The organism is Marinomonas sp. 63XJN7_9_ISO-PGPR-S23-217, assembly GCF_056173515.1.
In genome coordinates, this window is the sequence record NZ_CM149678.1 from 2,952,971 (window position 1) to 2,967,301 (window position 14,331).

14 protein-coding genes are annotated in these 14,331 nt (G+C 44.4%); 3 read left to right on the plus strand and 11 right to left on the minus strand.

The genetic code is table 11. From position 1 onward, the window contains the following. Window positions 1-44: 44 nt before the first annotated feature. From AC0VYI_RS13830 to dinG, 7 genes are all read right to left on the minus strand, one after another. Window positions 45-914 (minus strand): alpha/beta fold hydrolase, encoded by an 870-nt coding sequence (locus tag AC0VYI_RS13830; RefSeq protein ID WP_199475867.1) that lies wholly within the window; start codon window positions 912-914, stop codon window positions 45-47. A gap of 84 nt (window positions 915-998) precedes the next feature. Next, entirely contained in the window at window positions 999-1,496 is a 498-nt protein-coding gene (locus tag AC0VYI_RS13835; RefSeq protein ID WP_475443579.1) for a SixA phosphatase family protein, read from the minus strand. Continuing rightward, window positions 1,483-1,767 carry a DUF4389 domain-containing protein gene (locus AC0VYI_RS13840; RefSeq protein WP_475443581.1) on the minus strand — a complete coding sequence of 95 codons (285 nt, stop codon included), beginning with the start codon at window positions 1,765-1,767 and terminating at the stop codon, window positions 1,483-1,485. Before AC0VYI_RS13840 ends, AC0VYI_RS13835 begins: the two co-directional genes overlap by 14 nt. After that, complete coding sequence (locus AC0VYI_RS13845) at window positions 1,760-2,794, minus strand: NAD(P)H-dependent glycerol-3-phosphate dehydrogenase (protein ID WP_233407676.1); 1,035 nt, start codon at window positions 2,792-2,794, stop codon at window positions 1,760-1,762. Before AC0VYI_RS13845 ends, AC0VYI_RS13840 begins: the two co-directional genes overlap by 8 nt. A gap of 125 nt (window positions 2,795-2,919) precedes the next feature. Then, window positions 2,920-4,341 (minus strand): protein adenylyltransferase SelO, encoded by a 1,422-nt coding sequence (locus tag AC0VYI_RS13850; protein ID WP_475443583.1) that lies wholly within the window; start codon window positions 4,339-4,341, stop codon window positions 2,920-2,922. Window positions 4,342-4,421: 80 nt separating this feature from the next. Next, window positions 4,422-5,774: a DEAD/DEAH box helicase gene (locus AC0VYI_RS13855; protein WP_199475871.1), complete on the minus strand. Its 1,353-nt coding sequence runs from the start codon at window positions 5,772-5,774 to the stop codon at window positions 4,422-4,424. A 138-nt stretch (window positions 5,775-5,912) separates the two neighbouring features. After that, window positions 5,913-8,036, minus strand: coding sequence for an ATP-dependent DNA helicase DinG (gene dinG, locus AC0VYI_RS13860; RefSeq protein ID WP_475443585.1), 2,124 nt, complete (start codon window positions 8,034-8,036; stop codon window positions 5,913-5,915). A 70-nt stretch (window positions 8,037-8,106) separates the two neighbouring features. Here dinG and lexA point away from each other — a divergent pair, with 70 nt between their 5' ends. Continuing rightward, window positions 8,107-8,730: a transcriptional repressor LexA gene (gene lexA, locus AC0VYI_RS13865; protein ID WP_199475873.1), complete on the plus strand. Its 624-nt coding sequence runs from the start codon at window positions 8,107-8,109 to the stop codon at window positions 8,728-8,730. Between the two features lie 124 nt (window positions 8,731-8,854). Here lexA and AC0VYI_RS13870 read toward each other — a convergent pair whose 3' ends face one another. Genes AC0VYI_RS13870 through topA form a run of 3 tightly spaced genes read right to left on the minus strand, consistent with a single transcriptional unit; the run spans window position 8,855 to window position 12,221 of the window. Then, a complete protein-coding gene (locus AC0VYI_RS13870; RefSeq protein ID WP_475443586.1) occupies window positions 8,855-9,121 on the minus strand; it encodes a hypothetical protein in 267 nt (88 codons plus the stop codon). A gap of 2 nt (window positions 9,122-9,123) precedes the next feature. After that, window positions 9,124-9,594 (minus strand): DUF6586 family protein, encoded by a 471-nt coding sequence (locus AC0VYI_RS13875; protein ID WP_475443587.1) that lies wholly within the window; start codon window positions 9,592-9,594, stop codon window positions 9,124-9,126. Beyond that, window positions 9,591-12,221 carry a type I DNA topoisomerase gene (gene topA / locus AC0VYI_RS13880; RefSeq protein ID WP_475443588.1) on the minus strand — a complete coding sequence of 877 codons (2,631 nt, stop codon included), beginning with the start codon at window positions 12,219-12,221 and terminating at the stop codon, window positions 9,591-9,593. The genes AC0VYI_RS13875 and topA overlap by 4 nt, the downstream gene beginning before the upstream one ends. A gap of 188 nt (window positions 12,222-12,409) precedes the next feature. On the opposite strand from topA, the gene AC0VYI_RS13885 reads away from it, so the two are divergent. Then, the gene (locus AC0VYI_RS13885; protein WP_199475877.1) at window positions 12,410-13,201 is read left to right on the plus strand and encodes a DNA topoisomerase I; all 792 of its coding nucleotides are present in this window, start codon (window positions 12,410-12,412) and stop codon (window positions 13,199-13,201) included. An 83-nt stretch (window positions 13,202-13,284) separates the two neighbouring features. Here AC0VYI_RS13885 and AC0VYI_RS13890 read toward each other — a convergent pair whose 3' ends face one another. Next, entirely contained in the window at window positions 13,285-13,770 is a 486-nt protein-coding gene (locus AC0VYI_RS13890; RefSeq protein WP_475443590.1) for a hypothetical protein, read from the minus strand. Between the two features lie 91 nt (window positions 13,771-13,861). Between AC0VYI_RS13890 and AC0VYI_RS13895 the strand changes: the two genes are divergently transcribed. Continuing rightward, on the plus strand, window positions 13,862-14,299 hold the full coding sequence (locus AC0VYI_RS13895; protein WP_475443592.1) for a universal stress protein: 438 nt from the start codon (window positions 13,862-13,864) through the stop codon (window positions 14,297-14,299). Window positions 14,300-14,331 lie beyond the last annotated feature (32 nt).

A 14,331-nucleotide genomic window follows, 5' to 3' on the forward strand; every position in this document is an offset into this window, starting at 1 on the left:
TGACCATGAGCCTTACCTGCCAGCTAAACTACCATTGTGCGGTGTTAGTTTTGATCAATGAACTTCCTCACTTCCTCTGCAACCGTTGGCGCCGTATCACGCTCCAGATGAAAATGATGATTCCCTTCTAACCATTTAAGTTTAATCCAAGGAAATTGAGCAGCACGCGCTCTTACAAACGCCTCACCTTCCTGATTTGCATACACTCCCTCTTTGGCTACTAAGGACAAAGCAGGGCATTTTATTTCAGCAATAAGCGCCGCTACACCCTCTTCATCCATTCTATAAGGGGATGGAAAAGACAACTTATGATCATGACGCCACCCCCAAAGATTGTCATCGGTTAGAATCGCCCCACGCTCAACCAATTCATTAGCCGCCTCACGGGACAAACTGGTAAAGCCATACATTCGAGCACTGACCATATCATCCAGAGTTTCGTAGCGAGCAAAGCGACCTTCGCGATGTTTTGCCATACGCTGAATAGCACGTTGCAGCATAGCAACACGCTCCGCAGGTTTCGTTGTCAAAGGCCCCATATTATCCAGCACCACCAAACCACGCACTTTTTCTGGAGCGATTGCAGCCACAATCATGGCGACCGCCCCTCCCATACTATGACCAATCAACCAAGTGCTTTGATTCGATAAATTCAGAATGGAAACGACGTCTAAAGCATAATCCCAAAGATGATAAAACGATCCTGCCGCACGATGATCCGATAAACCATGCCCGGCAAAATCAATAGAGCTATGAGTAAAGCCAGACAAATAAGGAGTGAGACAATTAAAACTGGCGGCATTATCCAGCCAACCATGCAAACATAAAACTTTGACCGCAGAAGGGTTGGATGACAACGTTTGCAACCCTGCGATTTTGGTGTGAGCCAGATTAAAAACTACATCACTCCCCATGAAACCTACTCCTTAAAACAACATACATAACACGACATTCAAAATGACTTAAGAGGCCTCTTCTCGCAGCTAACAACCAACGTCTCACTGAGGAATAAACCACCGGAATTGACAGCAAGCCGTGGCAAAAAGCTCACCCTCAAGGGCGGCTAATGATGCCGTCATCATTGAAAAATCATGTGGCAACGGCGCATCCGACAACAAATCAACCAATTGATAAGCAAATGGCTGATAAGTCACCAATAAAATATACTCATAGGGCTGTTCATTTAGCCATAACGCCACATCTAAGGCTTTTCCGCTCGGCGTAATCAGCTGGCATGTTTGCCCTTCCAAAGGCGAATCATTGTCGTCGTTGATTTGATTTAGCTCCGTTAAAAAATGCTGTGCCGTTTGTTGAGCTCGAACATACGGACTAACAAAGACAGCATCCAACCGGTCACCTTTTTCTCGAAACGCTCCAGCCGTTGCAATCACTTCCTCGACACCAAGAGGCGTTAACTCGCGAAAAGCATCTTTATCAAAACCATAAGCCTGCGCATTACCATGACGCAGTACATATAAACGCTTAGTTTTGCTCATCAGTATTCACCTTAGGCCAAGGCTGAAATGGAAAGGGTTTTTCCTCGTCTTCAAACGACAAAAAGCGACATACCTGACGAATAAACATACTCACGCTTGTCAGCCAACCAGATAGCATCTCAGCCTTTGATGAAGTGAGCAATCTTATGAGACTCACCACCACTATCAGTGCGCCAAACACTGTCAAGGCAATATTTAAAATCAACCAATACAACACCATATAAATTAATCGCAACCAAAAACCTTGATCGGTATAACTTGGCTTAGCCATGTTTTGTCTCCTTATCTGTCGCAAACTCGACATCCCATTTTTGCTCACCTGTCATCATTGAGCCAATTAAAGTATCCAGTTTAGCACCATCAAATAAAAGCCTAGACAAACCCACTGCCAATGGCATATACAACTGATGCTTACTTGCTTCCTCGACCACCATACGTAGCGTATTCACCCCTTCGGCCACTTCGCCAATTTCTTCTACAGCAGACTCAAGAGATTGCCCGGATCCGATCGCAAACCCCACACGATAATTACGACTCAATGGAGAAGAGCAAGTGGCAATCAAGTCTCCCATACCTGCCAACCCTAAAAAGGTCATCGGATTCGCGCCAAAATGCACAGCAAAACGGCTCATTTCCGCCAAGCTGCGAGTCATGATCATTGCCATGGTGTTTTCACCCACTTTAAGCGCTTTCGCTAAACCACACACAATGGCATAAATATTTTTTAACGCCCCAGCCAACTCGACCCCAGTGCTGTCTGCGTTTTCATACACGCGAAATGTCTTCGACTTAAGCAGCTCAATCACTCGAGCACGAACCTTCTCATCATTGCTGGCAATCACCGATCCAGTGATTTGACCCGCCGCAATCTCCTTTGCCAGATTAGGACCACTTAACACACCAATTTTTTGCGTAGCCGGGTTGCGACGTAAAATATCACTCATCAACTCAAAACGATTTGGATTAAAACCTTTTGTAGTGCTAATAAGCATCTTATCCGCCGTTAACAAAGGCGCGATTCGCTCAACCACTTGTTCAAATGATTTAGAAGGGATAGAGACAAAAACAGTATCGCTGTCTTTGATCGCTTGTTCTAAGTTACTGGTCGCCAGTAACTCATGATGCAGTTCCGCACCAGGCAGATAACGACTATTTAAACCTGTCAGATTAATTTCTTCTACCTGCTGCTCATTGCGCATCCACTGGCTCACCTGATAGCCATTATTCGCCATAATATTCGCCAAGGCGGTACCAAAACTGCCGCCACCTAATACGCAAACTGACTGCTTTTTTATCATCCTTTTTCCTACAATTTTTACTCGCGTGTTCTCACAGAATATAAACCTACTTTTCGGCGAGAAAGCTAATATTTATACGTTAAGAAGACCTAATATCATTGTTTACCGAGCCCACTCTGTTCTTGTTATGAAGAGCAGCTCACCTCTAATGACTTACCCCAGTCTGGCGCTCTTTGCGCCAACTGCTCATTCTCTACATGCTCGTCAAACGGCGCATTTAGCACCGATAACAAACGACGAAAAGGCAAATAATCACCCTGCTCTGCGGCAACAATGACTTCGTGAGCAAGGTAGTTTCGCAATATATATTGGGGGTTGACTTGCTGCATTTGCAAACTGATTTGTTGCCAGTTTGCATTTTCTTGTTCACGGGCTTGCTGATACTGTGCGAGCCACTGAGACATTCGTTCTCTATCAATGACCTCATCCAGCACGATATGAGAATTATCAGGCGTCAATTTACTCAATAAACGGAAAAAGATGCTGTAGTCCATTTTCTCGGCAGCCAATATGGCAAACAAACTTGGTAACAGAGTCTCCAACTGCTGCGTATTAGTTATGCCCATCTTCGCCTTCATCAAATTTTCATAATGCGACTGCAATTCAGGCTCATAATGCTGCAAAATAGCAATCAGTTGCTCACGCTCAAGCAGCCGAGAAAAACAACGCATCAAACAGTTTAAATTCCACAAACCGATACTTGGCTGCCTAGAAAACGCGTAGCGTCCTTCGTAATCGGAATGATTACAAATCCAGTCCGGCTCATAATCCTCCATAAAACCATATGGGCCATAATCAATGGTTTCACCGGTAAACGAAAAATTATCGGTGTTCATGACGCCGTGCTGAAACCCAACAGCCTGCCACTTAGCAATCATTCTGGCGGTCCGTTTCACCACTTCAATTAGCATATTTTCAAGCGGCGCGTCTGTAGCTAAACACTGTGCGTAATAATGCTCAAGACAGTAGTCAAGTAACGCCTTGAGTTCATCATCTCTACGTTGATAAAAGAAAAACTCAAAATGCCCAAAGCGAATATGCCCTTGTGCCGTACGCAATAGCATAGCGCCTTTTTCGGGCGTTTCACGATACACAGGCTGTTCGCTGTCAAACAAGGCCAAAGCGCGGGAAGTAGGAATCGACAATGCATGCATTGCCTCACTGGCCAGATATTCACGAATACAAGAACGCAGCACCGCTCGACCATCGCCACGACGAGAATAAGGCGTCGGCCCCGCCCCCTTCATATGAAGATCCTGCAAGAGCCCGCGATCATCACGCACTTCGCCTAACAGAACCCCTCTGCCATCTCCTAACTGAGGAGAAAAGCCGCCAAACTGATGCCCTGCATAAACCATGCTTAAGGCTTGTTCTATTTGCGTTTCACCATTCAAAATAGACTTGGTTTCAGAGGATTTAATATCAATAGACAGAGAGTGAGCAAGCTCCTGGTTGAATTCAACCAGGCGCTGCTGAAGAAGTGGCTGGATGTGCGTCTTGGCAAAAAATGCTTCACCCAAACCCGCAAAGTGGTGCTCTAAGTTCATAGGTACTCACTTGATAAGCCTTTTACACAATGGCATTCGCTATGCACATATTGTAAAAGGCTTTTAATGTAAGAAAAGTATTAAAGTGCCGTATTCACCATATATTCACAACGTATACTTTCACCCACGACCTTTTCAATTTCAGGAATCAAAAAGGCGTCATCTTCACTGGCAAAACTGACTGCTTTACCAGTCTCCCCGCCACGACCAGTACGACCAATACGGTGCACATAGTCTTCTGGGTCTTCCGGTAAAGCATAGTTAACAACCAGTTCAATATTATCCACGTGAATACCACGCCCGGCGACATCCGTTGCTACTAATACTTGAATAATGCCTTCTTTGAAGTTTTTCAATGTTTTGACACGTTTATCTTGCGCCACTTCACCCGACAGAATTGCACAATTAATATTCGCTTTTCTGAGTTTCTCATAAAGGTCGCGGGTTTCATCACGACGATTCGCGAAAATAATCGTTCTCTGATTGTTATTACCTTCAATCAACTGCTGCAGAACAGGCCATTTCTGCTCGGCCTCCACCGTATAAATCACTTGATCAATATTCTGGTTTGTCGCTTCTTTTGGTACAACAGAGACTTCTTTCGGAAAGAACGTCCATTGGCGTGCTAATACCTGAATATCTTTTGGAAAAGTCGCACTAAACAGCATCGTTTGGCGCTTCTCTTTATGGGGTGTCATGCGAATAATGCTTTTGACATCCGGAATAAAACCCATTGACAACATACGGTCAGCTTCATCCAACACTAAGCATTCCACCTGATTTAACATAACTTTTTTGCTGCGAGCAAAATCCAACAAACGGCCAGGTGTCGCCACAAGAATATCCACATTCTCGTTTTCTAAAGCTTGCTTTTGCTTTTCATAGCTCATACCACCCACCAAAGAGACCACATTCAAATGGCAATTTGACGTCAATTTCTCCGCTTCATCGGCAATCTGTAACGCCAGCTCACGGGTTGGTGCGATAATCAAGCCACGGGCAAAGTGATTAGCACGTTTGCCCTCTAGCGGATAATCTAAAAAGTCACTGATCATGGCGATCAAAAAGGCAGCCGTTTTTCCGGTCCCTGTTTGCGCCTGTCCGATAATGTCATATCCCTTAATAGTCATTGGCAAGGTTTCTGCCTGAATTTCACTACAGTACTCAAACCCCATTTCAGAAATGGATTTTAATACCCGGTCAGGCAGGTTTAAATCATGAAAGCGTAATTTACCGTCTACTTTTGGCACTTGAAACTGATCTATTGACCACACTGAACCGTTATTTTCCATTTTTTCCGCCACTGAAGAAGCTGTTTGTGCAGACGCACTATTATTCGATTTGCTATTTTTGTTCGGGCGCTTATTAGAGCGGCGCGGACGCTTAGGTCTTGTTTTTTTCTCTGGAGCGGATTCTGTTGTTTGGTTTTCCATATTGGAATCTATATTCTTCTATATTTTTGAATTTATGAAACTTTGCGGGGAGTGTACCTAAATGATAGGTTTTTATCACCCCTTGCTTTGCTAAGTTGCACGTTTTCATACCCTGTCGTAGGATTAAAAGACGACAAGCTATACCATACGATACGGTGGGAGACTATCAATTAACTGTTGCCCGTAACGCTTTGTCTTGAGACGCTTATCCAATATATGGATTTCTCCCGAGTCTTTTTCACTTCGTAACAAACGCCCCGTTGCTTGAACCAAGCGCAAAGAGGCATCTGGGATGGTAATTTCCATAAAGGGGTTGCCACCACGTTTTTGTATCCACTCAGCCAATGTGGCCTCAACGGGATCATCCGGTACCGCAAAAGGAATCTTAGCAATGTACACAGAGGTCAAATAACTACCAGGCAAGTCTACCCCTTCGGCAAAACTGGCCAACCCAAATAGCAAACTGCCCTTACCTTCATCAATCCTAGCCCTATGAGAATCTAGAATCACCCGTTTAGACTGCTCGCCCTGAATAAGAAGAATCTCTTGCAACCCAGCAGAAAGTGATTTAGCTACCTCCTCCATCTGACGACGCGAAGAAAACAGCACCAAACTCCCCTTATCAGTATGAACATGCTCATTCAGATACGTCACAATCTCCGCAGTATGCTGATCCACACGATTTGGCTCATGCTCCATATTGGGCACCACCAATAGACCATTATTCTGGAAGTCAAACGGACTTAACACCCGCAAATATTCACTTTCCCGAGGCACCCCTGAGCGCATATTAAAACGATGAAATTGATTCAGCGCGGTCAGTGTGGCCGATGTGACCAGCGCTCCAAAGCACTTATCCCATAACTGCTGACGTAGCGTATTGGCCGCCAGAATTGGTGAACCACCAAGCTCAACATCTTGCTCCATCCCTTGCCCTATCACCACTAACCAACGGGCATTAGGCGGAAAGTTTTGATCATCAACCGTAGAGTATAGACGCCATAAATCAATACATTGCTCTAAACGACCTAAAATCACGCCCAAAATCGGCTGCCAAGTCTCCGCTGTTTCTGGGGTAATCCCCATTCCTTCGTTCTGTTTGGTTTTCTTACATTCATCCTGTATACTTTCGATATTATTGAACAGCTTCTGATAAGACGTCTGCAAACTGTAAGCCAATTGTCGCAACTCATCCGGTATCACACCAAATTCAAAGCGGTGCTGATTATTGTCTTGATCCAACCCTAAACCTTGTATGTAAGGCGCCAAACCTTGCTGAGCATACTGAATAAAATTCACAATACTCTGAATCTGCTGGGGGATTTTCAGCAATAACTGACCAGTTAAACTGACCGCATCGGTCAACTCCTGCTTCAAATTCACTAGGTTTTTCTCCAACTGGCGAAGCCAAGTAATACTTTGCTGTAAACGCACTTCATGACGAAAGTGGCCAATGGCTTTATCAGGAAGGTGATGGCCTTCATCGAAGACATAGATGGTTTCTTTTGGTGGCGTAAGAATGGCGCCGCCGCCTAGAGATAAATCGGCTAATACAAGATCATGGTTGGCAACAATCACATCGGCAACCTCAATCTCAGCCCGTGCTTTAAAAAATGGACAGGCAGAATAATTAGCACAATTTCGGTTCGTGCATTGTTGGTGATCTGTCGTTAAGCGGCGCCAATCTTGATCGCGAATCACGCCTTCCCAATTATCTTTATCCCCGTCCCATTCGCCTTTAGATAACGCCACATCCATTTCTTGGTACAAAACCGTATTCACATCATCAGCTTGTAAATGCTGCTCAAACAGTCCTGCAAACATGTCCTCCATACCTTGATCTTCCGAGCTTAAAAAGCTCTCAAGGTTGTTTAGACAGAGATAACGCCCACGTCCTTTTGCCAATGTATATTTGAAGCTTAATTCCGTGTGTGCAAGCAAGTTAGGCAGTTCTTTATGCAAAATTTGCTCTTGCAGAGCCACTGTTGCCGTAGAGATAATGAGTTTTAAGCCACGTGCTTTCGCTATTGGAATGGCCGCTAAACAATAAGACAGAGTCTTTCCAGTCCCCGTTCCAGCCTCAATGACCGCCACGTGCTTTTCGTCTAGCCGATTACCTTCGCTGTCTTGTTTGATATTCCCCAAAGTACGCGCGATTGCGCCGATCATCTGACGCTGACCAACTCGGGGTTTATGCTGTTTTGCTTCCAAAGAAGCACGATAAGCAAGATGAATTTGTGTTTTTAGTTCGTCTGAAAGCATTTAAATTATTGAGAATCGTTGGTGATGCTGTATATAATAACAGTTACTGTATAAACAACCAGATGGCCCTATGATTAAATTAACCAAAAGACAATCTGACGTACTAGAAACCATTCGCGAATTTATTAGCGAAACCGGCTTTCCTCCAACACGTGCAGAAATCGCAGGTCGCTTAGGCTTTAAATCGCCCAATGCCGCCGAAGAACACCTGAAGGCCCTTGCCAAAAAAGGTGCCATCAAAATGCTCTCTGGCGCATCCCGAGGCATTCAATTAATTGAAGACTCTGTCGAGGCTGCCAACGACGAAGAGCTTGGCCTACCCGTCATTGGCAAAGTGGCCGCGGGCTTTCCAATTCTTGCACAAGAAAACATCGCATCACATGTGAGCGTGCCGCCTAATATGTTTTCCCCTAAAGCGGATTACTTTTTATCTGTCTCCGGCACCAGCATGAAAAATATTGGCATTATGGAGGGCGATCTCTTGGCTGTCCATAAAACCACTACCATTCGTAATGGTCAGATCGTTGTTGCCCGCATTGGCGATGAGGTCACGGTTAAGCGTTTCTATCAAAAAGGCAGTCAAGTACGTCTACAACCCGAGAATGAAGAATTTGACGATATTCTTGTTGATCTGGAAAGCGAAGAGTTTGCCATCGAAGGCTTATCTGTCGGTGTCATAAGACAAACCGTTTAAGCTAATACCTTAGCTAACCCGGCACATATTCTAACAGATAAAAATCGGGCCGACCTAACCAACCATTAATAGGCGGCCAAGAAAAATGCGAAGCCATGGCTTCGCATTTTTTATATCGTCCTGATCAATGCAGGATTTTAGGGCGCATTTCCAAATCTTCTAAGTACTCAGCATCGTCTCCAAAAGAGGATTCATCAGAATAAACAAAGTCTATACCTGCATGAAACATGCACTTAGCCAATTCAAAATACCGCTCTTTTAAGTACGACTTCGTTGTATCGGAAATGACCAAGGTGGCCAGCGGCTCAACACTCTCTCCGTCTTCACTTGCTGGTCTCAACACAATGTCGCCATTATCGAGTTCAACAATCTCTAGATAAGATTCTTTCATAATTAATACTCTGATGATTCTTCTCTAAAACGCAACACCAACTCAACAAGCTTGGACAAGTACAGACCAACTGAAGCACCGGCATCCGATCCTTTACCAATTATATTGTCCGAACTCATACCAGAAAACGATGTATAGTGACATTCCAACTGGGCAATGAATGCTTGCTCTAATTGATTCAGCCAAGAAAGGGGTTGTAAAGCAAGATCTGCTAGCTCGCTCAATGTGGGTACCACAACCCCTATCTCTTTCGCTGCATGTTGTAATTTCAAGATATCTAATTCTGATTTCAGACTATAAGCCGTTTTGATCTCTTGTAGCAAACCGTTCAAGGCACTGCGAAGGTGAAACAAAGACGCCCCTTCTAATCCAGCGAGCAACCAAGACTCTTCGCACTGCTGGCTTTGCTGCAAAAAACGTCGTGCTGCGTCTAACTTCTGATTGGTAACGCTTGCTTGACTCGCGTTACTCATTTCTTTTTCTTACCCTCTTCAACAACCCATTTACTACCAACATAATACGCTTTCCAGCCCGTTGGTTTGCCTTCTTCTTCGGTCATCACATACTGCTCTTTCGTTTTGCGACTGTAGCGAATCACCGTAGGACGCCCCTCATTATCCTTAACTGGCGCCGTTTTGAAAAAATGATATTTAGGATCAATTTGATCCATAAATGGAAGCAGTTCTTTCACTAACGGCGCACGCGTTTCTCGTTTACGAGGAAACTGACTGGCAGCCAGAAATAAACCGGTTGCACCATCACGCAATACATAATGGTCATCGACTTTGTCACAAGCCAAATCTGGCATGGGAACAGGATCCATTTTTGGTGGCGCTGCCTCACCATTTTTCAATAGCTTACGAGTATTTTTACATTCTTCGTTTGTACACCCGAAGTATTTCCCAAAGCGACCCGTTTTAAGCTGCATTTCGGAGCCACACTTATCACACTCTAGAACAGGGCCATCGTAACCTTTGATTTTAAAGGAACCCTTCTCTACTTCGTACCCAGAACAGGCCGGATTATTACCACAAACATGCAGTTTGCGATGCTCATCCATCAAATAGCTGTCCATGGCCGAACCACAAATTTTACAGCGGCGTTTGCCGATTAAGGCTTTAGATTCCCCTTCCTCATCATCAACGGCAATCGCTTCATCACCACGAACCAGGTTAATCGTGGCCTTACAACGTTCTTTAGGTGGTAACGAGTAACCTGAACAAGACAAGAATACCCCCGTACTCGCTGTACGGATTTGCATGGGACGAGAGCAAGTCGGACATTCAATATCAGTCGGTGTCGGCTCGTTTGGCATCATCCCTTCATCCGGTGATTCCGCTTTGGATAACATACCACTGAAATCTTTATAAAACGCATTCAACGTTTTAATCCAATCTTTCTTACCTTCCGCGATATCATCCAGCTGCTCTTCCATTTCAGCAGTAAAGCTAAAATTCATCAAAGAATGGAAGCTATCCACTAAGCGTTCGGTGACTATATCCCCCATTTTTTCAGCGTAAAAACGACGATTTTCAACCCGTACATAACCACGATCTTGAATCGTTGAAATAATGGAAGCGTAGGTAGAAGGGCGTCCAATACCACGTTTTTCCAGCTCTTTTACCAAACTGGCTTCGCTAAAGCGTGCAATAGGCTTAGTAAAATGCTGCTCCGGCAACAAAGAGTCAAGTGCCAAGGTTTCCCCTTGAGCCACATCTGGTAGGATATTGTCTTCGCCCTTTTTCGCGAACGACTGCATGGCTCGAGTGTAACCATCAAAACGCAAAATACGTCCTTTGGCTTTAAATTCGTATTCGCCGCTCGTTACCGTAACAGAGGTTGAGGTATACAAAGCTGGCGTCATTTGACATGCCATAAATTGACTACGAATCAGATCATAGAGACGATGGGAATCTTTTTCCATGCTCTGCAGATCATCAGGTCGTACGTTCACATCCGATGGACGGATGGCTTCATGGGCTTCTTGGGCACCCTCTTTACTACTGTAACGTAGTGGCTCTTTCGGTAAATATTTATCACCAAAGTTCGATAAAATATACTCTCGTAGCGCCTCAACAGCCTCAACACTTAAGTTGGTCGAATCCGTACGCATATATGTGATGTAACCCGCTTCGTATAAACGCTGGGCAAGCATCATGGTTTTTTTCACACCAAAGCCTAAACGCGTACTCGCCGCTTGTTGTAACGTCGAAGTGATAAAGGGGGCGGAAGGCTTACTACTGGTCGGCTTATCTTCGCGATTGCTAACTTGATAACTCGCACCATCCAGTCGGGCCACATGAGCATCAGACTCTTCCTTGCTAACCGGACGATATTCTTTGCCTTGATATTTTACCGCATCAAACTTAATCGACTCTTTCGCTGGCGTTTTTAGTAACGCTTGCAGCTCCCAGAACTCTTCTGGAACAAAGGCGCGAATTTCTTTTTCTCGCTCAACAATTAAGCGTACAGCAACGGACTGAACCCGCCCAGCAGATAAGCCTCGAGCTACTTTCGCCCAAAGTAAAGGCGACACCATAAAACCTACTACGCGATCTAAGAAACGACGTGCTTGCTGTGCATTAACACGGTTAATGTCAAGCTCAGAGGGCGTTTCAAACGCGGCTTGAATGGCTTTTTTAGTGATCTCATTAAAGACCACTCTTTTGTAGCGGTTGTCATCACCACCTATGGCTTCGCGCAAATGCCACGCAATGGCCTCCCCTTCCCTATCCAAATCCGTTGCCAGATAGATCTGATCGGCATTCTTTGCTAAGCGTTTTAGCTCATCAACTACCTTCTCTTTGCCTGGCAGCACTTCATAATGGGCTTCCCAGTCATTTTCAGGGTCAATGCCCATGCGAGCGATAAGCTGCTGCTGTGACTTACGACGCTTATACTCCACCTTTTCTTCAGGGCTCATCTTACGCGTCAAAGCCGCTTGCTTAGCACGCTCTTGAGGCGTTGACTTCGCTGTCCTACCAGAAGGCAAATCGCGAATGTGACCCACACTCGACTTAACGACAAAGTCATTGCCTAGGTATTTGTTGATGGTTTTCGCCTTAGCTGGCGATTCCACGATAACCAGTGATTTTCCCATTGAACTGTATAAGCCTTCTTTTTGAGTACGTCTGCAAAATTCGTTTTGCGTAAATTAGTCTTCGGGGCGCTGATATTAAGCAAACACCTTTTATATGACAAGTGATCGCTGTATTGTTTCGCATATTATCGCTTGCTGAACTAAGTATTTCTTATTTAACATACTGAATTCATTGCTCAAGGACAATCATGGCAACACTTCAAATTCTTACTATTGCTTTTTTAATGATCATAGTCGTTCTTTCCGTTGTCATTGGTTCACGTGCCCAACAGAAAGAAAAAGAGTTAACAGAACGTCGTTTTAAGCAATTACAACTGACCAATCGAGCGGATCGCGCCGAATATCATCTGCGAGGTCTAAAAGATATTAATACGGACACCATCGTGACCGATGTGCTTTACGATTATTATCTAGACACACTTCGCGAACTTTTACAATATTCTGACGATCCAGAAAAAGTAGAAGTCCGCATCGCCAAAGCAGAAGAAGATCGTAATGCATTACCCGTTGAATTTAACCCTGAGCCAGAAGCCCTTAGCTTCCAACAAAAAGCCAATTACAAAGAGCGCCTGACGAAAACAGCTAAAATGTTACTTTATCTTCGTCGCCGGGGGCGCATTAGCAACTCCCATTACAAGCTCTGCTATGACTACCTTCGCTGGCTTAATTTATGGGTTCAGTTAAACCGACAAATGGTGCAAGCCAACAAAAACTTTAATGGCGGCGACTTGCGTGTTGCACAAACCCTCTATGGCGTTATTTTGTCTCATATCAAGTCCGACTCCATTGAGCGGCCAGAAAAGAAAGCACTCCAGGATTACGTCATGGATAAGATGAAACGCATCATGCAACCTAAGCTAGACGCCATTAAGGATGCTGAAAACCCAGAAGAAGTGCTAAGCAAACTGATCCAAAATATTGAAGCAAATAACGATGTGGCCAACATGATCAACAAGCAACTGGATGCAGATAACCAATAGACAAAGCCAATTAACCAAACATTAAACGTGTGATCAGCTGTTTGTTTGACCACATGTTTGTTTACCTTTCAGTCTTCACAGCTTCAAATCAAGGACGGCTTTGCTAAAGAATGGGCCAACCTTGAAATCAGTTTGATGGTATCCTCATCTCCTTTTTCCTCATCCCAGTACACTGATACGCCGTCTTTATTGATCTTAATAGCCGTGGCAACACCGGATAATGTTAACAAATCTTGCTTATCCTGATCGGTTAAATTTAGCTCTTTACTCATCCACCAGCTTGACACGACAGGAAGGTATTTCCATACCTCATAAGAGATCAACCAAAGGTCTTCTTCAATTAAATCAAGCGGTTTGTCTCGAAATAAGCAATAAGCATAAAATTTTTGCACGTCTTTTGACTTATCCCACTTGTCAGGTAGCCCGATTGATGTAAGCTGAACAGTAAGTTTTAATTGTCGTGCGTTCATTCGTAGCTCTCCCAAACGCCGTTCTCGTTTGGTAGGGAGAATCCATGAGGCTGCTCCCATAATGGATAACGTAATAAAAATAATGATCGCTAATTTCATACACTTTGCTCGTTACATATAGACTAAAATAAATAGAAACTGATATTCGCATTTAAGCACTTAAAATCAGCATCCAAACTGGAGGTATCCTATGTTGTACCAAAAAATACTACTTGCCATTGATCTAACTGACGAGAGCATTAAAGTCGCCAACAAAGCAGCTGAACTGTCTAAGGCCATGGGAGCCGAACTCATCATTGTACACGTTATTGAGTCTCTCAATTACGCTTATGGAGGCGATGTCCCTATTGACATCACTGACATACAAAATCAGCTTAAAGACACGGCGAAAGAACGCATGGCCGTCTTGGAAGGCCAAATCGACGTACCTGTCAAAGAAACCTGTGTCACTCAAGGTGGCATCGAAAGTGAAATCCACCGCATTGCAGAAGAAAAAGGCGTCGATATTATCGTTGTTGGCAGTCACGGCCGTCATGGCCTAGCTCTTTTATTAGGCTCGACCGCCAATGGCGTACTTCATGGCGCACCATGTGATGTGCTCGCTGTTCGCGTTCACCGCAGCGAATAACACTGTCAATCAGCATCACTTGAGTAACTCCC